This is a genomic window from Methylocella silvestris BL2 (assembly GCF_000021745.1).
Taxonomy (GTDB): domain Bacteria; phylum Pseudomonadota; class Alphaproteobacteria; order Rhizobiales; family Beijerinckiaceae; genus Methylocapsa; species Methylocapsa silvestris.
The window spans coordinates 1,355,443-1,379,361 of sequence record NC_011666.1 but is presented as its reverse complement, the minus strand read 5'-3'; the positions used below and the strand labels follow the sequence as shown (position 1 = coordinate 1,379,361).

General features: G+C 60.7%; 19 protein-coding genes. 6 read left to right on the top strand and 13 right to left on the bottom strand.

Annotation, left to right across the window (positions count from 1 at the left end):
- Positions 1-177 precede the first annotated feature (177 nt).
- Both MSIL_RS06560 and MSIL_RS06555 read right to left on the bottom strand, forming a co-directional pair.
- Positions 178-495, bottom strand: a complete 318-nt coding sequence (locus MSIL_RS06560) for a hypothetical protein (protein WP_012590318.1) — start codon at positions 493-495, stop codon at positions 178-180.
- 482 nt (positions 496-977) lie between these two features.
- Positions 978-1,253, bottom strand: a complete 276-nt coding sequence (locus MSIL_RS06555) for a hypothetical protein (protein ID WP_041367694.1) — start codon at positions 1,251-1,253, stop codon at positions 978-980.
- Between the two features lie 414 nt (positions 1,254-1,667).
- On the opposite strand from MSIL_RS06555, the gene MSIL_RS06550 reads away from it, so the two are divergent.
- From MSIL_RS06550 to MSIL_RS06530, 5 genes are all read left to right on the top strand, one after another.
- Positions 1,668-4,742, top strand: coding sequence for a multicopper oxidase domain-containing protein (locus MSIL_RS06550; RefSeq protein WP_244406226.1), 3,075 nt, complete (start codon positions 1,668-1,670; stop codon positions 4,740-4,742).
- Between the two features lie 78 nt (positions 4,743-4,820).
- A complete protein-coding gene (locus MSIL_RS06545; protein WP_041368637.1) occupies positions 4,821-7,586 on the top strand; it encodes a xanthine dehydrogenase family protein molybdopterin-binding subunit in 2,766 nt (921 codons plus the stop codon).
- Positions 7,583-8,104, top strand: a complete 522-nt coding sequence (locus MSIL_RS06540; RefSeq protein ID WP_012590314.1) for a (2Fe-2S)-binding protein — start codon at positions 7,583-7,585, stop codon at positions 8,102-8,104. Before MSIL_RS06545 ends, MSIL_RS06540 begins: the two co-directional genes overlap by 4 nt.
- 361 nt (positions 8,105-8,465) lie before the next feature.
- Positions 8,466-8,714 (top strand): hypothetical protein, encoded by a 249-nt coding sequence (locus MSIL_RS06535; protein ID WP_012590313.1) that lies wholly within the window; start codon positions 8,466-8,468, stop codon positions 8,712-8,714.
- A 691-nt stretch (positions 8,715-9,405) separates the two neighbouring features.
- Entirely contained in the window at positions 9,406-9,732 is a 327-nt protein-coding gene (locus MSIL_RS06530) for a c-type cytochrome (protein ID WP_049768112.1), read from the top strand.
- 450 nt (positions 9,733-10,182) lie between these two features.
- Here MSIL_RS06530 and irrA read toward each other — a convergent pair whose 3' ends face one another.
- The 11 genes from irrA to mmoX all read right to left on the bottom strand — a co-directional run bounded on the left by irrA (position 10,183) and on the right by mmoX (position 21,579).
- Positions 10,183-10,659, bottom strand: coding sequence for an iron response transcriptional regulator IrrA (gene irrA, locus MSIL_RS06525; protein WP_012590311.1), 477 nt, complete (start codon positions 10,657-10,659; stop codon positions 10,183-10,185).
- Between the two features lie 116 nt (positions 10,660-10,775).
- Complete coding sequence (locus MSIL_RS06520) at positions 10,776-11,126, bottom strand: hypothetical protein (RefSeq protein ID WP_012590310.1); 351 nt, start codon at positions 11,124-11,126, stop codon at positions 10,776-10,778.
- A 473-nt stretch (positions 11,127-11,599) separates the two neighbouring features.
- Positions 11,600-13,276 carry an Hsp60 family chaperonin gene (locus MSIL_RS06515; protein WP_012590309.1) on the bottom strand — a complete coding sequence of 559 codons (1,677 nt, stop codon included), beginning with the start codon at positions 13,274-13,276 and terminating at the stop codon, positions 11,600-11,602.
- Positions 13,277-13,594: 318 nt separating this feature from the next.
- Positions 13,595-13,945: a hypothetical protein gene (locus MSIL_RS06510; RefSeq protein ID WP_012590308.1), complete on the bottom strand. Its 351-nt coding sequence runs from the start codon at positions 13,943-13,945 to the stop codon at positions 13,595-13,597.
- 33 nt (positions 13,946-13,978) lie between these two features.
- The gene (locus tag MSIL_RS06505) at positions 13,979-16,069 is read right to left on the bottom strand and encodes a sigma-54-dependent Fis family transcriptional regulator (protein ID WP_041367690.1); all 2,091 of its coding nucleotides are present in this window, start codon (positions 16,067-16,069) and stop codon (positions 13,979-13,981) included.
- Between the two features lie 42 nt (positions 16,070-16,111).
- The gene (gene mmoC, locus MSIL_RS06500; protein WP_012590306.1) at positions 16,112-17,164 is read right to left on the bottom strand and encodes an aromatic/alkene monooxygenase hydroxylase FAD-binding subunit MmoC; all 1,053 of its coding nucleotides are present in this window, start codon (positions 17,162-17,164) and stop codon (positions 16,112-16,114) included.
- A 214-nt stretch (positions 17,165-17,378) separates the two neighbouring features.
- Complete coding sequence (gene mmoD, locus MSIL_RS06495; RefSeq protein WP_012590305.1) at positions 17,379-17,666, bottom strand: soluble methane monooxygenase-binding protein MmoD; 288 nt, start codon at positions 17,664-17,666, stop codon at positions 17,379-17,381.
- A gap of 84 nt (positions 17,667-17,750) precedes the next feature.
- Positions 17,751-18,263 (bottom strand): aromatic/alkene monooxygenase hydroxylase subunit gamma, encoded by a 513-nt coding sequence (gene mmoZ, locus MSIL_RS06490; RefSeq protein WP_012590304.1) that lies wholly within the window; start codon positions 18,261-18,263, stop codon positions 17,751-17,753.
- Between the two features lie 24 nt (positions 18,264-18,287).
- Complete coding sequence (gene mmoB / locus MSIL_RS06485) at positions 18,288-18,701, bottom strand: methane monooxygenase regulator MmoB (RefSeq protein WP_012590303.1); 414 nt, start codon at positions 18,699-18,701, stop codon at positions 18,288-18,290.
- 12 nt (positions 18,702-18,713) lie between these two features.
- Positions 18,714-19,889 (bottom strand): aromatic/alkene monooxygenase hydroxylase subunit beta, encoded by a 1,176-nt coding sequence (gene mmoY / locus MSIL_RS06480; protein WP_012590302.1) that lies wholly within the window; start codon positions 19,887-19,889, stop codon positions 18,714-18,716.
- A gap of 109 nt (positions 19,890-19,998) precedes the next feature.
- Complete coding sequence (gene mmoX / locus MSIL_RS06475; RefSeq protein WP_012590301.1) at positions 19,999-21,579, bottom strand: aromatic/alkene monooxygenase hydroxylase subunit alpha; 1,581 nt, start codon at positions 21,577-21,579, stop codon at positions 19,999-20,001.
- An 808-nt stretch (positions 21,580-22,387) separates the two neighbouring features.
- Here mmoX and MSIL_RS20070 point away from each other — a divergent pair.
- Positions 22,388-23,881 (top strand): serine protease, encoded by a 1,494-nt coding sequence (locus MSIL_RS20070; protein WP_187148709.1) that lies wholly within the window; start codon positions 22,388-22,390, stop codon positions 23,879-23,881.
- The last annotated feature ends 38 nt before the right edge of the window (positions 23,882-23,919 follow it).

Genomic DNA, 23,919 nt, shown 5'->3' with positions numbered 1-23,919 from the left:
GGGGCTATCGCCGTTCCAGTCGGATTCAAGAGCGTGAATTTTGCTTGGGTTGAATGAGGTGAAGCCGGGGAAGACCGTCTGCGGGGCGCCCGACAATATTGCCGACGCCTGCACCGAGTGGCTGCTGTCCTCGCCCTCTGGTCCTTGGCGTTGAGGGTGCCCGAGATAATGCTCGCCTCATTGCCGACGACGCGGTTGAGAGTGCCCCCACGCGCCCGGTTGATTGATGTTGGTGACGCTGCCGGTCTGGCCGATGTTCGCCGAGCCATCAATCGCCACGCCGCCCGAAGGTCCCGCAAGAACGGGACGCGGGAGCGCCAGCAAAGCCGCGATCACGGTCATCGTGGCGAAGGGACCGTACAAAGCGCGCAACCGAGCCGAAAGGCGTTGGCGGCGGGGCAGGGCGACGGTGCGCGGGTCGAGTTGCGCGGCTTCGAATTTCGAAGTGAGCCCTCCCTGGAACGGAACAGTTGTTGCGAGGCGCGGTGAGGGCATGGCGTGCGGGTCTCCAAAGCGCCGCCGACGGACAGTACGCAATATAATATTATATATAGCAATGATATGGCTCGGCTCGCGTCAGCCGCGAAAAATGCGCACCGCCCTGTCGAGATCAGGTTTTGGAAAGACGTTGCAAAACAGGCACACCGCCCCGAGGGCGATGAGAGCGGCCGCTTGACTGGGCGCGATTAATCGCCCGCGCCATAGTCTATGGGATCGCCGCCGCGATTTCTCGCTTGTCGCTATGCCATTTACTGACGAAAAGGCTCTACGCTGGCAAGTCTGTTACGTGGAGGCGGCGGATGCCGAGTTGCGCGGGCAACCCGCCGTCGAACGAGCCTGCGCTCAGAAATTGTGGCGGAGACGACGATTGACTTTTGGTCGTTAATCTCGATGCCGGCCACTGTCTTGCCGGCCCTTTCGACGGCGCGAATTGACTGCGTAATTGCGCTGGGAACTCGACGCCGCCGGCTTTGACGTTAGTAGGGAGGCCCACCGCCGCCGCCGTTCGCATTGGCGAAGTCGATGCCCTCCTGCACCTGAGCGATCGCCCGCTGAATGAGGTCCATCGCCCGCTCTCTATGGCCTCCCTTGTTCGGGGTGGCCGCCTGGAGAGAGCCGAAGGCGTCCTGGAGCGCCCCAAGCGCGCGCTCCATATTTCCTTGATAGGCGGCGGCTGGAGAAACGCTAGCGAGGCTCGCTGCAATCGCGCTGCTTCCGGCCAAGGCCGCGACGTCGCGGCGGGTCAATTTCATCTGCTTCACGGATCGATCCTGAGGAGAATGAAGGGTCACTATGGGTGCACGATTTGCGCCTGGATGGCAATTCCGCCGGGCGTAGTGAGCGCCGAACGCCCAAAGCGGTCTGATCAATTTTGCCGTCCGGGTCGACAACTGCAAGTTGACGGCCCTGGCGGCCAGATCGCAGCAGTAGGCGCCACAGGAATCGCTAAAGACAAATATGGCTGGCGCTTATTGGAGAACGATCCTAAGCATTCGCACAATGCTTTTTCCGCGAAGCTTAGAAAAAGCGTGCTGTATATCGCCGCGCTGCATAAGTTCCACGGAGAAATTATGGGTTATCGTCCCCGCCATTTCCGATTTTGTCGCCAGTTTCGCGCCGCGCTCATTGGCTCATTCGCCGCCTTGTCCGCGCTGTTCGCGCCTGGTTTGGCGGTTCGAGCAAATGCCGCTGGCGACGCCGCGGGGCAGGGCGTTTCGTCCGAGTTTCGCGAGCCCGTAACGCTCGCGAGCAAGGATGGCGTCCTTGAGGTGAGGCTGACCGCGCGTCAGGGCGCGGCATCGCTCGATACGGTGGCCAAGCCTGTCCAGAACTTTTTGCTCTTCGATTATGAAGTGATCCGCGGCGCGCCGTCGGACGGAAAAATGTCAGGCGGCGGCCTCTATCCGGCGCCGACCTTGCAGGTTTTTCCAGGCGAGACCCTGATCGTACATCTCGACAACGCGCTGACCGACCTCACCATCGCGGACTACTTCAGTCCGCAATATACAGCGACGAACGGCGCCGTTCCGCTCTACCCGATACAAATGAAGTCGTCGCCGGTCAATTTGCATGTTCACGGCCTGCACGTCAGCCCGAAAGGCAATTCCGACAACGTCATGCTGCACATCGCGGCGGGAATGTCGAACACCTATACCTACAACATTCCAACCAACATGCCGCAGGGCGCCTACTGGTATCACAGCCACCTTCACACCTTGACAGGGCCGCAGACCTATACCGGTCTGGCTGGGCTTCTGTCGATCGGTCGAACGGACGGCAACCTCCCGGCAGTGACGGAAAAGCAGATCCCCATTCGTAACATGCTGCTTCAGTACAATTTCGTATTCGATCGCGCCGGCGGCCTGGCGCAACTCGACGATCCGGACTGGCCGCAATATGTCAGCACGATCGCCCCTCCCAAGGGCGACGAATTGGCGAAGGGCGTCTATCGCCCGCTGCTCGCCCCCGTCAACTTCGCCCAGTCCAAGGTTGGCGCGACCTATTTCACCGTCTGGTACGCGGGTCCGCTGTCGATCAGCAATGACCGTGGGCTTTTTCAGACGATTCCCAGCAATCTTCAAACGTTCACGGCGGCTAACGGCCAAACCGACAAGGACGTTCCGGCCGATCCGACGCTGCCGGACAGCAAGCGTGACGTTCAGTTCACGGTCAACGGACAGTTCGAACCGACGATCAGGAGCAAGCCGGGCCAGACCGAGATCTGGATGCTCGCGAATATCAGCGACTTTGCCTATATGAGCGTCCAGCTCACGGAGACCGCGACAGGACGGCACCCGCCGATCGCAATCGTGGGGCAGGACGGCAATCCCTCTCCCGCCGTGCATTACCCGATCACTGAAAACGGGACTCGTCTGGTGATCTCGCCTGCCAGCCGGTATGCGATCGCCGTGACGATGCCACCCGAAGGCGATCTGATCCTCGAGATGCCGCCGCGAGGCGGAGGCGCCAAGACCATCACGGCGCCCGGCGTGCTCTACGCCAACAATGGAACGGAAAATCCGCCCGCGGTGCTCGGTAGCCTCAGCGTAGTGCCTTCGGCCGTGAGCTATGTCGACGGGTTCTTCGCCTTTCCCACCCAGCTGCTGGCGCGGGCGACGCCCTCACAGGAAAAGGGTGTGACGACGCCCTTCGTCGAGGGGCAAAAGCTGGGCGCCTACACCTCCTTTGTCGAGCTGGCGGACGCCACGCCCGACGTAAAGCGGCAAATCCTGATTTCCGGCGGATTCCTGAACGACAAGGCGACGACGGCGGACCCGAAGGCCTTCGTCTACGCCTTCGATAGCGCCGCCTTCCCCAACATGCCGCTGATCCAGCCGCGCCTCGACTCGGTCGAGGAGTGGAAATTCATCAACCACAACAATGATGAGCACCCTATCCACGTCCACGTCAACGATTTCCAGGTGGTTGACTATTTCGATCCGACGACGGGCGTGCGCACGGGCCCCGACCATTTTGGCGCCGACAACAGCAACGCGCCGGCCCCGACCATGCAGATCGACGAGAGCGTGATCCAGCCGGGCATCCTGTCGATCCGCACGCGGTTTGACGATTATATCGGGCTGTTCGTTATGCATTGCCATCGCCTCAACCATGAGGACAACGGATTGATGGCGCTCATCAACGTCATTCCGGCGGTGTCCAGCTACGCGGCGGCGGCTCCGGGCGGCTCCGGCAAGCCGACGGAGGTTCGCCTGTTCGACGGCAAGGATGACCGTCATATCGCCACGGTGGTCCCCTTTCCCGGCTACGAAGGCAATGTCAGCATCGCCATGGGCGACGTCGATGGCGACGGCGTCCTCGACCTCGTCGTCGGCGCAGGCAAGGATCACGCGCCGGAAGTCGTCGTCTATTCCGGCAAGAGAAAATCCGCCAAGCCTTTCGAGACCGAACTGGCGCGGTTTCAAGCCTTCCCCTCTGAAATGCGCGGCGGCGTCTCGGTGACCGCCGCACAGATCGACGGAACGACGTCCGACAACATCGTGGTGGGTTCGGGCCCCGGTTCGCCAAGCGAAGTGCGGGTGTATGGCACAAATCTGCCGGCGTCGCCGGGCGTTGCGCCGCCGATCTTTTCGTCGTTCAAGCCGAATGCCGATGACAAGTCGGGCGTCAGCGTCGCGGCCGGTTTCGTGGATTTTTCGACCGGCCGGAACAGCCTCGTCACTGCTTCCGGTCCAGGAAGCATCGCCATGGTCAAGGTGTTCGTCTTTCCGCTGACGACGGCGATTGCGAAGGGCGATGCGCCGAAGGCGGCGATCGACAAGCCGGTCAACGAGACCGCGTTCCTGCCATTCGGCCCGGAGTACCGGGGCGGCGTCTCCATCGCGACGGGCTGGCTCGCCGGATCGCTCGGCGGCGCCAAGCGCATCATCGTCAGCCAACTCGCGGACAGGGGCGCCGTCAAGGTGTATTCGAGCGGTTCGGCGCTGGATGGGGGGCCCGCCATGTATGTGGAAAATCCTGCGCAGCACGATCATGGCGCCAAGTTCCGCGAGATCGCGAGCTTCGAGCCATTTGCCGGAGCCTCTGGCGCGCAGGTCGCCACGACGAGCACAACCATGGGCGCGAACCTGCTGGTGAGCGCAACATCCCCGCAAGGCGCGCGCGTCCTCAAATTCGATTTCGTCAGGGCGGACCCAAAGGCGACGGTTCTGCAGCCAGCGCTCCTGGGGGAGATCGTCCCCCTGGAAGGCGCGCGATCGGTCGTCGTCGGCGGCGACTAGTTCGAGGATTTTTCTGCAGCCGGCGTGGCGCCGAGGCCGCCCCGGATTTTAAGCTATTCGAAGATAAAGGGTAAAATCATAGAGGCCTCGCGACGAAAATTCCTGAAATTGGCCGCCATCAGCGGCATCACGCTTGGCGTTTCGCGCCTCGCCCTGGCTGACTCATCCGCTTTTCTGGCGCATGAAACGCTGCCGGGAAGAGGCGTTTGGAAGCCGGCGGCCGGGCGCGTCGACGGCGTCGCCAAGGCGACCGGCGCCAAGCTCTATGCTTCCGACTTCCGGGCCTCCGATCTTCCCGGTTGGCCGGCCAACACCTCGCATGCTCTCCTGGCGCGCGCAGCGGACGCAACCCATGTTTATGTAGGCTTCGACCTGACGCGGCTGGGCAAGGATGCACAGCCTTCGGTCGTGGTGACGGCCGAGGATCTCGCGCGAATTGGCGCGCGCGCGCCGGAATTCTATGCCGGGGATCTCCTCTGCCCGGTGGGCAAGACCCCGTCTTATCTCGGCCAGCCGGCGGCTTTGCTGATTTTCGAGACGTTCGACGCCTTCGATCGAGCGCGGCTCGTTTTGCGCGACGGCGATTTCCTAAAATTCGGCGCTGAAACCGGCCCGGTGGACGTCCCAAATTATGGCGCGTTCCGTTTCACCCGCGTGGCCGGCGCGACGCCGGACGCCCCCGATATCTATTCGCCGCTGCAGGAAGGCTGGATAAGCCCCGGCCTCCTCGAGAGCTCTGGGCGGCCGATCTGGAAGCCGATGCCGGTCGCCAAGGGCGGTGAATATGTCAAGGGCGCTACCTATGGCGAGGCGATCCGCGCGCGGCTTGCCGGCGATGACCCGGCCGTCCTGACGCTCGACCGTCAATTCGAGACGCAGTCGGTGGATCCGATGTTCCTCGAGCCCGAATGCGGGCTTGCGTGGTATGACCCGCATGCCGCGAACCTGGAAATCGTGCTGGGCGTGCAATCGCCGTTCGAAGCGACTGAGGCGCTCGCGTTCCTGCTCGGCGAAGCGAAGGCCGATTTCAAGCCGAAAAACATCGACGCCCAATTCGCCTATATTGGCGGGGGCTTTGGCGGCCGCGACCACACGCCGTTTCCGCTCTACGTGGCGCTGGCGGCGATGTTCTATCCGGGCCATGCGGTTCGCCTCGCGCATGACCGCCTTCAACAGTTTCAAGGCGGCGTCAAACGCCACGCGATCAAGATGCGGTCGCAGATCGGCGTCGATCGGGCAAGCGGACTGATCACGGCGTTCGCGGCCGACCACGTCCTCGATGGCGGCGGCCTGATGAACTATTCGATCAGCGTCGCCGTTGTGGCCGCAACCGGCGCGATCGGGATCTACGATATTCCCAAGGTCGACGTGACCACCGTCGCCGTTCATTCGCGTGGCGTCACCGCCGGATCCATGCGCGGCTATGGGACGCTGCAAACGATGACCGCGCTTGAGGTGTTGGTCGACGAGGCGGCGGCCGCGCTTCCGATCGATCCGATCGAGTTCCGCCGGCGCAACGCGTTGCGACCCGGCGGCCGGACAATGACCGGCAATCCTTATTCGGTCTCGGTGCGCACCCAGGAAATCCTCGACAAGCTCGATAAACATCCGATCTGGCGAACGCGTGTTGAAGAGAAGGCGCGTCCAAAACCAGGGTTCGTCGTCGGCGTCGGCGTCGCCTGCTCCGCCAAGGACTACGGAACGGGCGCGGATTGTACGCTCGGATCGATCGAGATCGATCCAAACGGCCGCATTTCGATTCACGGCGACGCAGTGGAGATGGGGAACGGCATCGGAACCGCTTTGGCCAATCGGGCCGCGCTGCATGTCGGCGGCATTGCCGACGAGGTGACGGTGGCGCAGGTCGACGTGTTCGACGCGCTCGAACTCACGACGTCCGGCGACGCCTACACAATCACCCAGACGGCCCAGGATGAGGCGGCGAAAAACCCGCGCTGGGTGCCGGCGATCAGTTCGGCGACCAGCGCTTCGATCGGCGCCCATGTCGGAACTCAGGCCGTCGCGGAAGCGGCGCGCATCATATTTCGCTTCGGACTTTGGCCCGCCGCGCTCTCGCTTTGGGGCATCGAATCGACCGATCCGAGAGCCAAGCAGTCGGATGAGGCCTACTGGCAGGGCGAGACTTTGATCATGACCGGGCTTTCCCCGCTGCCCTTGTCGGCGATTGCCGCAAAGGCGCATGCCCAGAAGGGCGTGACAGGCGCCATGGCGCACGCCTTTTCGCGCTGGGCATGGGCGCAGGGCGTATTTAACATCGCCGGCGAGGATTGGACGGCCGACATCGACGCGCTGGCGGTGCGCTACGGAGGCGGCAAGTTCACGCGCCTCCATCGCAAGATGGTCGCCTTTCCGCCCACCGACTACAATCGGATCGGCACGGCCTTTTCGTCGCTTTGCGGCACGCTGGTTCGCATCGAGATCGAGCGCGCGACAGGGGCGCTCCACATCGCGAGGGCCTATAGCGTATTGGAATGCGGCAAGGTGCTCGTTCCCGAGGTGGTGCTCGGGCAGGCGCAGGGCGGTTTTGCGATGGGCGTGGGTTACACACTGCTCGAGACTCTGCCCCCGTTTGAGGACGGGCCCGGCAATGGGCAATGGAATCTCGGCCAATATGTCGTGGCGCGCGGATCCGATTTGCCGCTGCATGATCTCGAGATCGAGATTCTGCCCCCGCTCGCATCGAACGAACCGCCGAAAGGCATGGCTGAGGTGGTGATGATTCCTGTCGTTCCGGCGCTGCTGAACGCCATCTTCGACGCGACAGGGCGCCGCTTCCAATCGCTGCCGGTCACGCAGGACATGCTGAAACAGGCGCTGGCATGACGCAACTTGCCCTGACGATCAATGGTCGCGCCCACGGACCCATGGACGTGCGCGACGATCTGACGATGAACGATTTCCTGCGCGAATATTTGGGGATGACGGGCACCAAGTTCGGATGCGGCGCCGCGCAGTGTTTAAGCTGCGCGGTCATCGTCGATCTGCCGGACGGGACAAGCCATACCGAGCCCACCTGTATTGCGCCGGCGGCAAGCTTTGACGGAAAGACGATCCGCACCATCGAGGGACACGCCGAGAACGGCCAGCTGACCGTGTTGCAGAAAGCCTTCATCGAGCATTTTGCGTTCCAGTGTGGCTATTGCACTCCGGGTTTTCTCAACGAGGGTCAGGTTCTGCTGGAGCAATTGGCGAGAACGCCGGTGGCCCGCGCCGATCTCGAGAAAACCATTGCCGATGCGCTCGACGGTCACCTTTGCCGCTGTACAGGCTACGTCAAATATCATGAGGCCGTGCGGGATGTGATTCTCGCTGACCCACATCGTTTTCTGAAGGGCGGCTGAAGCTGGGACCCGAATGCGCTCCGTGTCCCGACCTCGGCGCCCGCGCCGAACTAGTCGATATTGGCTATAGCTCGGGCGGTGGATTACCTGTCATCCTGGATATCTGGACCTTGCTGTCGGCCTTCGACTTGCCTCCCCTCGCTGCGCAGGCTGCGGCAAATTCCTGCCTTGAACATGGAGCCGGTTTGCGCGCCGGCTCCATTTTTCCATGCGCCTCGCTCTCGATGCTCCGGCGCCGGCGGCTCGACGCTGCCAAGCACGCCACGCGCCGCCGAAACGCGTGGGGTGTGCTTTAGTGGAACTTTCGTGACACATTCAGACTTCACTCATTGCAGCATGCAGGCTGCCCGGAGCAGCTTCAATGTTTAGGTCTACACACGCCTTCACCTCACTTTTGATCGAATCAAACAGCGTGATCGGCCTCCGGTTACTGAAACTGGCCATGGGCGGCTCTTCGGCAAGCGACGAAACCAGCCTCATGATCAACGAAAAGATCGACGCTGGATTTGAGGCGATGTCCACCTTGATCGCGGGCGGCTCTTTCGACGAAGTCATTGGCCGATATCGCGAACACGTCGCGGCCAACGCCGATCGGCTCAAGATCGCTTAAGCGAATCGACCTTGCGTGGTCCGCGCGCCAGCCAGCGGCCGGCGCGCGAGCAATGACGAGTGAGGCGTCTGGGGTCCCGGGCGCCAACGGCCGGCTCCGGCGCATCAGCGTAATTTGGTTCGTTTGCCGCACGTGCAAGCGTCGCGCGCCAACCTGAGTCACGCCGCCGCCCGAAGGCGCGGGAGAACACGCCCCTACAAACGCAAAGTAGCCATTCGTCTCCTCGTCCAGACTGAAGCAGAGAGCCATACAGACCTGCTGTCTGCGAGGCCATTCAGCGTCAGGGCGCTGTTGCGTCGACGGCCCTGCGGCTCATGCGTCGTCCGGCGGCGGAAAGGCCGCAGCGGGCTAACGGCTTCGCAGGCGGAAGGCCGTCGGTCCTGATTGGCAGTTTCGTCTCTGAATTCCAAGCCCGCAGCGGCCGCCGGAACAGGAATGGCCTTGGGAGTATTCCCCTGTCCGTGAATTTGTAAAGGCGCTACGATCTCCGAGCCCGCAGCCCCCAGACTAAATCGCAATCTGGTAACGAAATTATTGCCCGTGCGATGTAAAATGGATTCGCGCGCCGCTGCGTCTCGGCGCGCGTGAGAGCGCTCGAAAAGGCATCCGCCCAAAATCAGCGGACGTACCTAAGAAAATCGGCGCGTGTGTTTAACGAGGGGAAGCCGAAGTGAGCAAAAGAAGCTGGTCGATGATAAAATTCAACTCACCCACGGCGCTTCTCGCCGCAGTCGTCTCCTTTTCGAACGCCAACGCCCAAACGGCAGATCCAGCCATCGGGCGGCAGCTCGCCGAGACCGTCTGCAGCGCCTGTCATCAGGTTGGCCCCGTTCCAACGCCGCAACCTGCGAACTCAAAGGCCCCCAGCTTCGTCGACATCAGCCGCATGCCATCGACAAGCGAACTCGCGATCAAAGTCTTCCTTCGGTCGTCCCATCCGACCATGCCGAATATCATATTGGATCAACAAGAAACCGATTCCATCGCGGCTTACATCCTAAGTCTCGCAAAGCATTAATCCGCAACCGCATGTGGGTCCGCTTTTGGCGCACCGGGTTCATCATGCGGGAATCGGGTGTGAGCCTGACGTGCCGGCCGCCTCGACGCCGCGGGGCGCATCGCCGAGAACGGCTGCGCGGAGGCGCCCGACGTCTGCTTAAGCAAAGTGTTTAAAATGGAGATATGTCGGACTTCAAGACCTCGCCGATTGTAGCGGCCCGGCGACGCGCATGGAGGCGGCTCATCGCGTTAAAGGGCAAACTTACAGCTCATCATGCTAGGCGCAAAAAAAGACGTCCTGCGGGACGGGGCTTCCGCAGGACGTCCGAAGGAAAGCGTCAGAAATGATACCGGCCTGCATCGTTTGAGCCGTTCGGGCTCCAATAGCGCCGCCAATTAGCGCGCCGGTCGATCTACCGAAGGCGAATACTTACGCTTCAATTTGAATTCGATACGCTACTGGAACGAGTCACCGACCGGCCCGCGCAGGCGGCGTCGCGTCCTTTCGCCTCAACGTCACGACAACATCCACCCTTGAAACCTCGTAGCCGTCTGGCGCCTCAATATGAGCGGCGAGGTTCATTTCGCTCGATTCGATATCGCGAACCTCCTTTGTATCCTCAAAGAAATAGTGAGAATGGTCGCTTGTGTTCGTGTCAAAAATCGCCCTGTCTCCCTCGATTGCCAGACTGCGGATCAGTCCCACCTGCGCAAACAGATTGAGAACGTTGTAGACTGTGGCCATTGATGTGTGGGTATTTGCGGCTCTGGCCTCATTAGCCAAAGATTCGGCTGTTACATGCCGATCGTTCTTGCCGAAGAGCAGCCTCACGAGGCCTCGACGCTGACGAGTCGCCCGCAGACCGTAGCTCTTCAAAAAAACGCCGATCTGAGCCTTGGATAGGGCCGGAGTTCCGGCAAGATACTGCCTCCTTGAATCGTTCATGACGCATGTCCCTTTGATTTTTCTTTTTTCTTGGCATTGAAAGTATTTTTTGGAGTAGCGAACGATCGGCCTTCATGTGGTCGATTGATCTTCATGCGGGCAGTTCAAGAAAGGGCTCAATGGGCAGCTGCGGAGCGTTGCCGGCCTGTGCTTGCGCCGCGGGTGGTGAAAGCATGTGGCGCAGCCACGCGATCGATGAAGTCTTGTGTCGTGTCGGTTGTGATCGCCGTCGTGCCGGGCCCAAGGTGTTCGGCGACCTGCGTGGCGCCCGCCAGCCTGTCAATATAGGCTTGCGCAGGATTAGTTTCGATCTTGGTCGAAACCGGACCGGCGCTATTGGTTCTGAACGGCTCCCCGGACAAGCGGTCGATGAATGCGCGCGAAGGATCTTCCGCGCTCGCTTCGCGGCAAAGGAGCCCGGCCATGATGGCGGCCCCGACAAACAAAAAACTCCTGGTATTGCTCATTGAAGCGCCTCCCGCTTTTGTCGGAATTTCGGCGCCCGCATATTTCGCGTTCGCCTTGCTGACAAAGCAATCGCAGGAGGCGTGCCAGTCGACGGCAGGATCAAACAGCAATCGGAACATCGACTCGGAATCTTAAAAAACACACGCTTAAACAGTATGTTAGATGTATACGTTGCAATGGCAAAAAGGTTGACGAAAACATTGCTACAGGCATTTAGCGGGAATTGACCTGCGCTTTTCTATACAGCGTATGTCATCTGAACAGGGACCCGATGCGTCCGGTCGAGCGGTTCGCAGGCGATATGCACAGTGACGGCGACCTTTGGATTAAGCGCGAATGGCATTCCGGCAGAATCACAACAGGGCGCCGTCGCATCGCGCGCGCCCTGCTGCATGATCGCGGCGCCGAGTTTGCCTGCGCCTCCGCGAACATATCGGCGCGGCGCAGGCTTTATCGCGCCGTCACATGGATCTCACAAACGCGGATCTTCGCGCGTCGCCGCCGCCCATTCTCCCGTATAGCCGAATGTCGGATCGTCCGGCGGCAAATTGGCGACGACGCATTCCGTCGTCATGAGCGTGCTCGCTGTGATGGTGGCGTGCTGCAAGGCAAGGCGCGTCACGCGCAGCGGATCGATCACGCCGGCCTCGAATAAATCGCCGAACCGTCCCGTTCTCGCATCGCAGCCGAAGCCTTCATCGCTCGAGGCCAGCGTCTCATACGCCACGGCCAGCGCGTCCTTGCCGGAATTGTCGGCGATCCGGCGCAAGGGTTCGCCCACCGCGTCAGCGATGATCTGAATACCGTGCCTGACGGCGATATCCGTGGACGAGAGGCCGCTCAGGGCTTTTCGGCAGCGCAGAAGCCCCGCGCCGCCGCCAGGAAGCCCTCCTTCGGCTAGCGCCGCGGCGACGGCGTTTCTTGCGTTCTCGACGCGCTGGAGACGCTCTTTCATCTCCGTTTCCGTCCCGCCGCCAACATGGATTGTTGCGGTGACGCTGGACAGATTGCCGATTCGTTCGTCGAATTCCTCGAGGTCGTGCAGCTTTCCCGTGGGAGAGCCCCGATCGTTTTTTTGCAGACGTTCCGCCTCGAACCGGAGCGCATGCACCCTTTCGGCAATCTTGTCGGCGTCGCCCGCCCCGCCGAACAGGGTCGTCTCACTCTCGGTGACTTCAGCGCGGTTGGCGCGGCCGAGATCGGCGAGCTTTACATGGCTCAGTTCGTCGCCATTGTCCTCCAGGATCGCCCGACCGCCGAGAAGGCAGGCGAGATCCGCAAGGGTCTCCTTGCGGCGGTCGCCATAGGCCGGCGGCTTCACCGCAACGGCCTTCAGGACGCAACGGATATGGTTGAGCAAAATCCCGCCGAGCGCCGCTTCCTCGATGTCGTCGGCGATGATCAACAGAGATCCTTCAGCCTGCCGCACCTGATCGAGGATCGGGATCAACTCGTCGAACTGTTTGATGGGGCGATCGTAGAGGAGCACGTAGGGGTTTATCAGCTCTGCAATGCGGCGCGTCTTGTCCGTCATGAAATAGGGCGAGAGCCAGCCCTGTTCCCAATGCGCGCCTTCCTGAAACGCGATTTCGTCGCTCGTCCCATTGCCGAGGCTGACGTTGACGATGCCGTTCGGGCCGACCTTTTTGAAGGCGGAGGCCAGCAGCTCGCCGACAGATAAGTCGCCGTTCGACGCGGTCGCGGCGATGTGAACGATCGAGCGCTCATCGGCGCAGCTCTTCGCCCGTCGCTTCAGGTCCTCGACCGCGGTCTGCGTCGCAAGCTCCAGCCCCGTCCGCAGCCCGTTCGGATCAAGTCCGGAGCTCATGGCCCGCAGAACCTTGCGGGCGATGAAGCGGGCGAGCACGATGGTCGTCGTCGTGCCGTCGCCGCATTCCTTGGAAACGCGGCCCGCCATTTCCTTGAACATGTTGATTCCGGCGCTTTCGAATCGATCGTCGACGGCGATCGATCGGGCGACGGTGACCCCATCCTTGGTTACGACCGGCAGAATCCCCGAGGTGCGATGCTGGATCACCACATTGCGGCCGCGCGGTCCGAGAGTCACCTGAACCGCATCGGCCAGTAGGTTCGCGCCCGCGAGCATCCTGCGGCGCGCGGCGTCGCCATAGCGAATATCTTTTGCCATTGTTTCCTCACCTGGAACGCCGACCGCGTTCTCTTTCGTCGCTTGTGTTCTTGTTCGTTGCGCGTGTTGTATTCGGCTTGCAACGCGTCACAGCCTCTTCGCGCGGCGACGCGCAAAGCCTTGTTGGGCCACGATGCGTTTGGATTTCGCCTAAATCCAAGACCATGACCGTGATCGACCTTCGTGTTTAGAGCATGATGCCGGTCCGAAAGCCGTGATGCTATTCGGCGTCATGCTCCATCCGGCAGCCTGGTTGGCCGGCGAAAAGCCCCGCCGGCTCAGGGCGGCGTCAAAAAAGCGCGGCGCAGCGACGCCGGCTTAAAGAGGTTTGCGAGGCCGCGCGCCGGCTTTCGCTGGAGCGGAAATCGCCGGCGCCGCGGTGCCCTGGCTGTTGATCATATAGGCGCGTCCCGCGGCGACCCGCCGCTCGCGCGAACGCTCGAGGCGGCGCCAGATCCAGATCAACTTTTTGTCGTTCCAATCCATGTAGCGCTTGATGTCTTCTTCATCGGCGGGATCAAGCTGCTGCGTCCAAAGCAGCTCCAGCTCCTCGGCGCGCGCGCCGCCGATCAGGGCGCGCAGCGCCGCTTCCTCGATCTCCAATTCATGGGTTGTGGCGTCGGCGCTTTTTGCCATCGCGGCGAGAAATTGTTCGACGTCTTCGTCCATTTTTCTCTCCCAGCTATGGCGCCGTCTTGTCCCTCATTTACGCAAACCGAGCCGCGCCATCTTATGGTACAGGGTCGCGCGCGTGATCCCGAGCTGTCGGGCCGATTCCGAAATATTGCCCGCCGTCTTGGCGAGCGCCGACCGGATCGCGTCAGCCTCCCAGTCGGCGAGCGCCTTGGCCTCGAGCGAGGGCCGCCATTTGGCAAGCGTCGACAGCGCGGCCTCTCCCTCTTCGTCGCCCTGGGCCGAAGCGCTCATCTCCTTAAGAAAGTCGATCGGGAGATCGGAAACCTGGGTTTCGCGGCCTGTGGTCATGGCCAAACAGGAGCGCAGCACATTGAGCAATTCGCGAATATTGCCCGGCCATGGATGTCGCTCGAAAATATCCCAAACTTCCGCGCTCAACGTCTTGCGCTCGTCGACTCCCTGCGCCTTAAGTTCGAGCTCCCACAAATGCTCGATCAAACCGAGCTTGTCGGGACGCTCCCGCAGCGGCGGCAACCAGAATTGCGCGCCGTTCAGGCGATAGTAGAGATCGCGTCGAAACGCGCCTTTTCTGACGCAGTCGGGCAGATCGCTGTTGGTCGCCGCGATGACTTGAACGTCGACCCGGACCGGCTTCGAGCCGCCGACCGGCACGATTTCCGAACTGTCGAGCGCGCAGAGCAGCGCGGTCTGGAGATCCAGCGCCATATCGCCGATTTCGTCGAGGAACAGAACGCCTGTATGCGCTTCGACGAACTTGCCCGCCTTGCCGCCGGTGCGCGCGCCCGTGAAACTGCCGGGCACGTAGCCAAACAGCTCGCTCGAAATCAGATCGCGCGGGATCGCCGCGCAATTCACCAGCACGAGCGGCCGCCCCTTGCGGATGCCCTGCGCGTGAATCATCCGCACCAAATGATCCTTGCCGACGCCTGACTCGCCAGTGATCAGGATCGGTATCTTCTGTTTCTGGAGATTGATGGCTTTTTGCTGCGCGGCTTCGAGAACGGCGTCGCGCCATTCCTCCCCATTTCCTTCCTTGGCGCCGCGGCCCGGCGCCGCGCCCGGGGCGGCGCGGCTTCCCCCCTTGACCGTAGAGACGCGGCTGGATTGAACAATGTCCTTCTCGGGGCGCCGCCTGACGATGAATTCCGCCTTGAGCCGCCAGCCGTGTGGGATCTCGAGTTCAATCGGTTCGCCCTGGCGCGCGCAGGCGCGCAGATCGCCAAGCGTGACCCCAAGCACCGCCTCCACTTTCTTGGAAAGAATATCCGAATGACGCTCGGCGCGGAGCAGATTGAGCCCCGTGCGCGTCGCGCCGACGATCCGGCCCTGTTCATCGAGTGAGATGAGGCCGTCGAGCAGACAATCCTGGCCGGTCAGACCGGCGCTTATATTGTTCAGGCGCATTCGCAGCATGAAGGCGCCGGGAGCCTGACACTCGAACAAATTGGTTTCGACCAGATAGCCGGCGATCCGAACGAAGCCGAGCAGCGTCTGCGCCGACGAACGCTGATCGGTAATGAGGCCAAGCAGGGCGACGAGGCTTCCGTCATGCGCGAAAAGCGGATGGCCAACCGTTGCGAAGGGATGCAGGATGGACGAGAAATGCTCCTTGCCGTCGAAAGCGACAGGCTCGCGCAACACGGCGGCCGTCCCCAACCCATTGTTGCCGATGATGAGCTCGTTCCAGCTCTCGCCGAGCCGCACCAGGCGACGCCCCATCGGGCCGAGATTGGAGCCCGCGTCGAGGGCGTGAATGAGCGTGCCGGCGCTGTCGGCCAGAAGCAGGCTGACGCTTGTGTCCCGCAGCGCCGGCTGCAGATTGAACGCCATGGTCGCCAGTGCCGTTCTGACGTCGAGATTGGTCGCCGAGGTCGCGCGGGCGCCGTTCTCGAAATCCATGATCGCATGCGGACGAAGAAGGTTCGTGCGCGGCGAGAGCCTGTATTCTTCGATGCATCTGTACCAGGCTTCCGAAACTTGCGGCCGCACCCAGTCGTCGCCTTCGGGCGGCTGACCGGTCTGCATCATCCAATCCCACGCGACTCCCGGCCGATCGACGCCGAACAGGCCCGCGTCCTGTTCAGGCGCAATAGTCTCCGGATTCAGGTGTTTCGGCATTTGGACCACGGTGTACATAGCTAAGCGCCATCCTGAGAGGCGAAAGGCCTCGGAAGTCTGCTACTCTGCGGCCTGATTCTGCCCTGTTGCAAGGAACTTTTCTACATAGACGTGATCTTTCGGCACGCCATAATTTGCTGCAGCCGCGAAGGTGGCGTCGATCATTCCCGGCGGCCCGCACATGTAAATATCCGGCGCCGCTTTCGTCCCTTCAAGATGTTTGAGAAGATCATCGACGACAGTACCCCGGCTGCCCTGCCAATTGCCGTCCGGCTGCATCACCGCGACATGGGCGCTGAAGTTCGGCATCGATTCCTCCAGCTTCTTCAACTCTTCCAGATAAAACAACTCATGCTGGTGGGTGACGCCGAAGAAAAGCTTCGCTTCCTGCGGGTGCTGCTCCTGCTGCATGTAGCGGATCATGGACAGGACCGGAGACAGGCCCGTTCCGCCAGCGACGAAATAGCGAGGCCGAAAGCCATTCTCGCGCAGGTTGAACGCCCCGAATGGACCGCGCAGTTTGACGGTCAGTCCTGGCTTCGCCGCCATCGTCAGGAAATTTGAAAACTGCCCGTCGGGCAAAAGACGGATCAGGAAATCAAGCCGGGACTGCGTGCTCGTCGTCGCCATGGAATAGGATCTGCTGACGGAAGAGCCCGGAATCTCGATATCGACATATTGGCCGGGGACGAAAGGAATGCTGATCGCGGCTCCCGTCTCGGGATCTTTCGGCTCGATTTGCAGCCGCGCCACATTGGAGGAGATGCGCTCCACGGCGACAATCTCGCCCTGCCAGTCCGTATTGACCTTATGAAAGGAAATGCGATCGAAAGTGTAGGGCAGCTGAAGAACGAGATCGCTTCTTGGAAAGGTTCGGCAGAGCAGAACCACGCCCGCCTCTTCTTCATCCGGCGGGAGGGCCTGCACGCTGCAGCCGCCAAGTTCGTAATCGCCGTCGACAATCTCCGCCTTACACGTCGCGCAGCCGCCTTCGCGGCAGGAGGCGAGCAAAATTACGTCCCTCTTCAGACCCGCAGAGATGACGTCCTCGCTCGGCGAACATTCGAAGGTCAGATCGTGCTGATCTTCAGTTATCGCGCGCACCTTGAACATGTTTTCGTCCCCAAATCCCCGAATGGAGGATCGCGTTTGCGATCAGTTTCATGAGAAAAGTTCAGCGCCGTCCCCCGCGCCGGCGGCCAGGCGTTCTGCCTCTTGCGCAAACGTGCACGCCCCAGGTCCACCCGAATGCTCGATCCGCCTTCGAACGCCGGACGAAGGCTGCCGCCCGGGGCGATCCGCAACGCCCGTTTCCGATCCGCAGGGCTTAATACTGCGCGTCTGCTCTGCTGACGTCGCCGCGATCGCGGTGCTGATAAAACGACACAACGTGGCCAACAGCTTCCCGGGAAGACGATTCGCTGAGCGAACATCCCTCCTGAACGAAGTCGCCGTCCCGATGGATCTCCCACCGCCACATGCATTCGAGATCCTGGACGAACGCGCGGTATCGGCCTTCGCTGAAGATCTCCACGCGTGTCGCTTGTTGTGTGAATGAGCCCCGATCGATCGGGGAGGGCGTCAAAACATTCTCTTCTTTTTGATCAACGTTCATTATCGCAGCCCTTGCAAAAGCGCTCCCCGATTTAGTCCGAGCGCCGGCGGGAAAACCGGCCGGCGCCCAAAACGCACTGCAATGTCAAACCACGTTGCCGAGCCTCAACACCTTGACGCCGCGCTTCTTGCGCAAGTCGTCAAGCGAATCCGCATAGTAGTCGGTATTGCGCAGCTCCATCAGGCGGCTGCCAAGATACGTATCCACTTTGAAGAACAAATTCACCGGGAGCACCGGCGGCTTGTAGAGCTGCCGGAAGGTGATCAGGATTTTCTCGGCGGCGAACTTGTCCTTTTCCGCGTCAATCTTGGCGATCCAGTCTTCGGAGACAGCCTGAGCGGTCTCCCCCGTGGTCGCCTTCGTGAAGAGATCGGCGGCGGAGAAGGTCGACGATTTCAGGACGGCGAGCCGCTCCTCGATCTTCGCTTCGATAAAAAGATAATCGACGTCAAGCGCATAGCTCGTGCGGAACGGCGAGGTATTCTTTTTGCGGAAATCCTGAATGAAGGCTGTGGCGTCCTTCACCGACTTCAGCTCGGCGATTTTTTCGAGCCAGTCCGACCGCACGGGATTTTCATGAATTTTGTAGTTGGGCATTTCTTGTTCCTCCCTTTCGATCGCTCAAACGTCGGTGAGCTTGCGATCGAGGCCCATCAGCTCGGATGTAATCGTAAAGGTGTTTCCGAGCGTGTAGGCGCGACCGATGGTCGACGACACATTCACAAGAAAATCATAAATGCTGTAGGTCTTCCCGAGCAAGTCGCTCGCCTTTTCCGTATCGATCTGGATCTTGCCATCGGCCTTGATCCACCAGAAGCCGCCGCGATCCTCGACAACGAGGGTCGGATTGCGCTTCGTTTCCTCGCGCATGATGATGTCTTCGACAATCGCGTCGATTTCGTCGCTTTTCATGAGCACGAGGACCACCGTATTCGACTCATGAACGACCTGGTTTTCCTCGGCGAAAAACTCCGCCGCGAAAGCCTCGCCGGATTTCTTCATGATGCCAGCGTTATATGCGTTCTTTGCTGTCATGTTCCTACACCTTCACTTGACGTCACGAGTAATGCTGGCGATGAGCTGACCGGCGTCGACCTTGAAGTCGATTTTCTTCGCGTAATCCTCGACCCAATCGTTCACGACCCGGCCGACGGCCGCCTTGATGGCGGCGGGGTCGCTAACGCCCGCAACTTTGTCCACCTTCGCGTATATGCCAAGGAAGTCATGGAGGGCCTCGGCGGTCTTCTGCAGCCATTTGTTGGTCCAGGCGCGAAGCCAGGTCCGGTTGTGGTCTCCGAATTCCGGATCGTCTCCGAGCGAATAGAAGAACAGATCGCTCATCGCAGCCTTTGTGGTCTGGAAGTAGGTCTGCGTTTGATTGAGGAAGAACGGCGTCAGGCCGTCGCCATAGTGCGCCGCGAGGCGGCCGAAAAATTCGCGCCGGGCAAATTGACCGAACAGCGGATCATAGACGCCATGCACGGCCCAGAGGATTTCATTGAAGTCCTGAATTCCCTGCCAGGCTTCTTCCACGGTCTCGCGCGCGCCGCGGTAGATCGGGTCGGTCAGCCACACTTTTTTCGGGCCGTCGGTCGACTCCGGAAAGCCCGGAACGATCTTCGACAGAAAATTGCGTTCAAGTTGAATCATCTGGGCATTGTCGACCTTGTCGAGCGCCGCAAAGGTCGCGGTCGAACGGATCGTGTCGGACAGCGCGTCGCGCGAGACCGACGAATGCGCGTTGAACAGCCCGTATTCGCTGAACAGCAAGGCGCCCCAATATTTATCGAGAATCTCGTCGCGCCATGTCGGATCGATCGAGCGCACAGCTCCTTCGGCCGAATAGCCTTCCAGGAAACGCGTCGTGTAGCGCCACTCTTCCGCTTTGTCCTTGACATAGGGCGCATGCCAGCGGCGCGCGGGATCGCGGTGGCGATACCAATCGGTCGTGCGAAGCTCGGTGCTTTCGTTGCCCCAGGACGGCCGGCCGCCATGAAACTTCTGGGTCCAGTCGCCCCAATCGAGGCCGCCGGCGATCCAGTCGGGATTGGGTTGCGTGTAGAGCGTCAGGATTTCATATTCGCTGAGCCGCTTCCAGCGCGGCGTCACGAAATAATTCATCCGGCGTTGCGTGTCGAGTTCATGATCGGGAACGGCGGCGAGAATTTGCGCTGCTTTGTCAGGATCGGTTAGCCCGCGCTTGGTCGTCGAGGCGATAGCCATAGATAGTTTCCTCCGTTGATATTATTTCATGGCGCGACAGAGGCCATGTTGTTCGGCGTCGATCGGAAGCCGTCGGATCGACCTGGGCCGATCCGACGAAAGCTGTTTTTTAGAAGCCTGCGAGCGGATCGGCGAACACACAATTTGCCCGCTTCAGATCTTCGACGGTCCACAAATTGCTGCCTGCGACATGGGGCTGACCGATCAGGGTCTTGCCATCGGCGCGAACGCCATGTCCTTCGACGATCACATCCGACAACTCGCGGCCGCTGTATTGCTCGAAGACGCTCTGGCACTCGTAGCGCTCGGGCTCAGACAACCACATGCGCTCGCCCCAATCATCGCTGAAGGAGTGCTTCTGGCCGTTGAACTCATGCACCCTCAGCGAACCCGAGCACTTTGCGAGCGTCGGGCAGAACGGCACCTGAGACACGCGGTCGACATAGACCTGATGGCCGTTCTGGACGAGCCACTGGATCGGCAGGAATCCGCTCTTCGGATCCTCGCAGCCCAGAGCCTTCCATTCGCGCAGGATCTTGCCGTAATGCGCGTCCCATCCCGGATAGTTCGCCTCGAACCATTCCATGTCTTCTTCATCCGGCAGCGACAGCCGGAAGAAGCCGGTCGGCCACAATGCGTAGGCCAACAGGAAGAGGTCGTGGTGCGCCCAATAGGCGTCCTTTTTGGCGTCGCGCAGGCTCGGCGGGGAATTGACGCCATATTTTGCGAGACGACCAATCCAGATGCCGCCCCAATCTTCATAGACCCAACGATTCCAGGTCTTGACCCACGGCTCGACCTTGAATTTCGAGCCATATTCGAACAGCATTCCGAGCACAGGGGTGAAATATTTCTGCTGCGTCCAGAACGCATTGTTGAGATCTGTATTGAGATATTTCTGCGCCGCCGGATCATTGGCGATCGACACGACCGTCTGGTAGCCGTTCGCCATATGGCGCAGCTCGTCGGTCTCGATCGAGAGAAACACCGTCGGCGTGATTTCGTCGCCGTTCGCCGAAGCCCATTCGGTCACGGCCACGATCAGCGGGTTGGTGAAGCAAGCTTCGCCGACGAGCTGGAGATTGACCGAGCATTCGACCGCGTCGCCGGAAATGAAGCCGTCGGCGAAGACGCGCTTCATGCCCTTCCAAAGCGGTCCGATGGCGCGCGTGCGGCGCGCGTCATTGTGGCCGGCCGGATCATGGTAGTGCTTCGAGAAATAGTAATTCACGAAGCCGCATTGATGGGTGTGGCGAATTTCGTCGAGGACCTGCGCGAGATAGCCGTTCTTCTGCTCGGCGGCGCTCGCTGAATCCCACAACATCGCGGACGCCGCGATGGCGTTGTATTCACCGACTTCGAGGAAGTTGGAGGCGACCTTCATCGTCTCGCCCCAGCGCGGATGTACGCGGTTTCCAGCTTCAAGGCGGGTCAATCCGTCAAGCAGGGTGCCGAACTGGCGCTCATCCTTGACCGATTCCATCCGCGCGTATTCCTTGGCGATGAGCTTGAACTGCTCCTTGGTGTCGTTCGCCATGTGGTACTTGGTGGGGTATTTCGTCCGGTTCTGCGCGAAGTCCCAGTTGAAGCTTTGCAACCACCTATGCACTTCCTGAGGGCTTACACTTGTCGGCGCGCGGTTGGCTCCGAGTGCGTCCGACGCAGCTTTCGTCGCGGTGCTTAATGCCATATGTCTCCTCCTTGGTGCTCACATTGGACGCCGGCAGAGCCAGCAACCTTGATCTGCAGCGCCTTATCGATCGAGCGATTGAGATGGGCTCGATGTGGCGCTACCCTATCAGCAAGTGTGGCGCCGCGCTTGAGATGAATGCCAGCCAATTTAAAAAGACATGTTATTTCAATATGATGTAGAAATTCTCTAATCATGCTTGGCTGGCGCTCTCCGGCTCCTTCGGATTATTTTAATCCAGCCATCTGTCCGCAAATTTGACAAGCGTCAGACTGAACTCGACGCGGGCCAATAGAGCGGGCTTTTTGCAACGCAGCGCGCCGTCGATTGTTGTCTTTCCTGTGTAGAGATCTATTTTCTGCAGGGGGGAGAAGCGCGTCGTCTCCGCCGTTTCCGTTGCAGTGCGGCAGCTCTGTTGTGCGCTGCAATGATGTGTTTATGATTATAGGACGAATTTTCTTTGCCAAAGTCGTGGGAATTGATAGGTTGTTTCCGTGTCGGGGCGCGTTAAGTCTTACGAATGGAACTGGGGCAGGATAAAATGCACTCCGCTTGAGTTGCGCCTCTAGAAAATTTCTTCTCCATCGCAATCTGTATAAGAATAATACATATGTATAATTGCGATACAGATCGACAATGGCGCTCTCCGTTAACCTCCGCTCTGATCCTCCATTCGCTTTGTAGCGCGCACCCCCAGATCAGGGGATCAGCCGCTCGCGCAGCCTTCTGTTTTTCATCTTCAACTGTATCGATATCAGACAGTATCAGTTTTGAACTGTATTGATTTTTTACAGGCGCCGGATTCCGCGTGGGTTCAGGCTTGATGGGTTTGCTTGAGGACAGCATGAAGGGACTCGCGGCGGTTGCGCTTCTGATGATCTGGAGCCTGCCGGTCGCTGCGGGGCCGCCAACGCCGGGCTACGTCGAGGCGGCGCGCGCCTTCAGTCAGCTGCCGATCAGCGAAAGGCTCAAATTCAAAGTCCTGCTGACGGCGGCAGGATATTGGCCGGTGACCGCGGACGCCAATTTCAGCCGCCAGCTTTTTGAAGCGACGGCGCAGTATCAAAGCGACAACGGGCTTTCGGCGACCGGCGCCATAGACGAAGATCTACGCGCGCGGCTTTTTCGCGCTGGCGCGCCGCTGTTCGAGATGTGGGGATTTCGGGCGATCCCGCATCCATCGCGCGGTTACAAGATCTGGGCGCCGATGGGGCTTGGCCTGGTGGCCGAGCGGGACAAGGATGGCCTCACCTGGCGAGATCCGGCCAAGCGGGTTTGGCTGACCTATGACTACCTCCGCGACGTCAATCTCGCCAACGCCTATAAATCGGTGGTCGAGAAAGTCATTGCCGACGGCGGGCAGATCTCTTTCAAGATTTTGACGGATGACTTCTTCATCGTGTCGTCGCGCGCCAATGGGCTCGACAGTTACATTCGCTGCCAAAGCGATCGCCCGGGCGTGATTTGGCTCTCGCTGTTTTGGCTGGAGTCCGCCGCCGATCTGCATCTGGAGCGCGCGGCAGCTTTAATATCTGGGTCGCTCGCAAGTTCGATGAGCGGCGCGCCATTCGCCGATCTCTCTCAGCTGCCCTCGTCGGTCGGCTTGGCGCCGGCGGCGGACCCCGCCGGCGTCAGGCCAACGGCTGCGTTGGCGCCAGAGACGGCGCAAAAGCAGCGCGAGAACATGCCCGGAATGGGCTTCTCTGTGAACGACGAGGGATTTGTTGTAACCAGCGCCCAAATCGTCGCGTCCTGCTCGAACATCGCGGTCGCGCAGAATGGACGCGCCGCGGTCCAAGCCGAACTTGTCGCTCGCGACGACGCCGCGGATCTTGCCCTTCTCAAAACGCCGTTGAAGCCGGACGGTGTCGCCAATATTCGCTCCGACGTCCAGCTCGGCGAAACGATCGAGGCGTTTGCCTTTCCGCTCCCTCCCGCGCCGCTGAACGCGGGCGAGTTTTCTTTCGGCCGCATCACGGGCCTCACTGGCGTTGCGGGCGACGACCGCTTCCTGCAGATTTCGACGCCGGTCCAGCCGGCCGATTCTGGAAGCCCGCTTTTCGACCAGAGCGGCTATGTTGTCGGAGTCGTTTCGGCGAGGCTCGACGCCTTCAAGACCCTTGTAGCGACGAGCGGCGATGCGCCGCAAAAGGTGAACGTCGCGCTTAAAGGAAATCTCCTCGCGGGCTTTCTTGAGGGCAACCATATCGCTTTCACGGGCGCGACCGCGTCGAAGGAGATGTCGGCGCCGGCGCTGACGGCTCAGGCTCGAGCCGTGAGCGTTTCCGTCTCATGCCGATAGCAGGCGAGCGGCTGGCGCCGCTGCCATTTTGTCTGCTC

Bases quoted from the DNA above. Each gene is read 5' to 3' on its own strand.
- MSIL_RS06560 (WP_012590318.1), bottom strand. From the start codon at position 495: ATGCCCTCACCGCGCCTCGCAACAACTGTTCCGTTCCAGGGAGGGCTC.
- MSIL_RS06555 (WP_041367694.1), bottom strand. From the start codon at position 1,253: ATGAAATTGACCCGCCGCGACGTCGCGGCCTTGGCCGGAAGCAGCGCG.
- MSIL_RS06540 (WP_012590314.1), top strand. From the start codon at position 7,583: ATGACGCAACTTGCCCTGACGATCAATGGTCGCGCCCACGGACCCATG.
- MSIL_RS06535 (WP_012590313.1), top strand. From the start codon at position 8,466: ATGTTTAGGTCTACACACGCCTTCACCTCACTTTTGATCGAATCAAAC.
- MSIL_RS06530 (WP_049768112.1), top strand. From the start codon at position 9,406: ATGATAAAATTCAACTCACCCACGGCGCTTCTCGCCGCAGTCGTCTCC.
- irrA (WP_012590311.1), bottom strand. From the start codon at position 10,659: ATGAACGATTCAAGGAGGCAGTATCTTGCCGGAACTCCGGCCCTATCC.
- MSIL_RS06520 (WP_012590310.1), bottom strand. From the start codon at position 11,126: ATGAGCAATACCAGGAGTTTTTTGTTTGTCGGGGCCGCCATCATGGCC.
- MSIL_RS06515 (WP_012590309.1), bottom strand. From the start codon at position 13,276: ATGGCAAAAGATATTCGCTATGGCGACGCCGCGCGCCGCAGGATGCTC.
- MSIL_RS06510 (WP_012590308.1), bottom strand. From the start codon at position 13,945: ATGGACGAAGACGTCGAACAATTTCTCGCCGCGATGGCAAAAAGCGCC.
- MSIL_RS06505 (WP_041367690.1), bottom strand. From the start codon at position 16,069: ATGTACACCGTGGTCCAAATGCCGAAACACCTGAATCCGGAGACTATT.
- mmoC (WP_012590306.1), bottom strand. From the start codon at position 17,164: ATGTTCAAGGTGCGCGCGATAACTGAAGATCAGCACGATCTGACCTTC.
- mmoD (WP_012590305.1), bottom strand. From the start codon at position 17,666: ATGAACGTTGATCAAAAAGAAGAGAATGTTTTGACGCCCTCCCCGATC.
- mmoZ (WP_012590304.1), bottom strand. From the start codon at position 18,263: ATGCCCAACTACAAAATTCATGAAAATCCCGTGCGGTCGGACTGGCTC.
- mmoB (WP_012590303.1), bottom strand. From the start codon at position 18,701: ATGACAGCAAAGAACGCATATAACGCTGGCATCATGAAGAAATCCGGC.
- mmoY (WP_012590302.1), bottom strand. From the start codon at position 19,889: ATGGCTATCGCCTCGACGACCAAGCGCGGGCTAACCGATCCTGACAAA.
- mmoX (WP_012590301.1), bottom strand. From the start codon at position 21,579: ATGGCATTAAGCACCGCGACGAAAGCTGCGTCGGACGCACTCGGAGCC.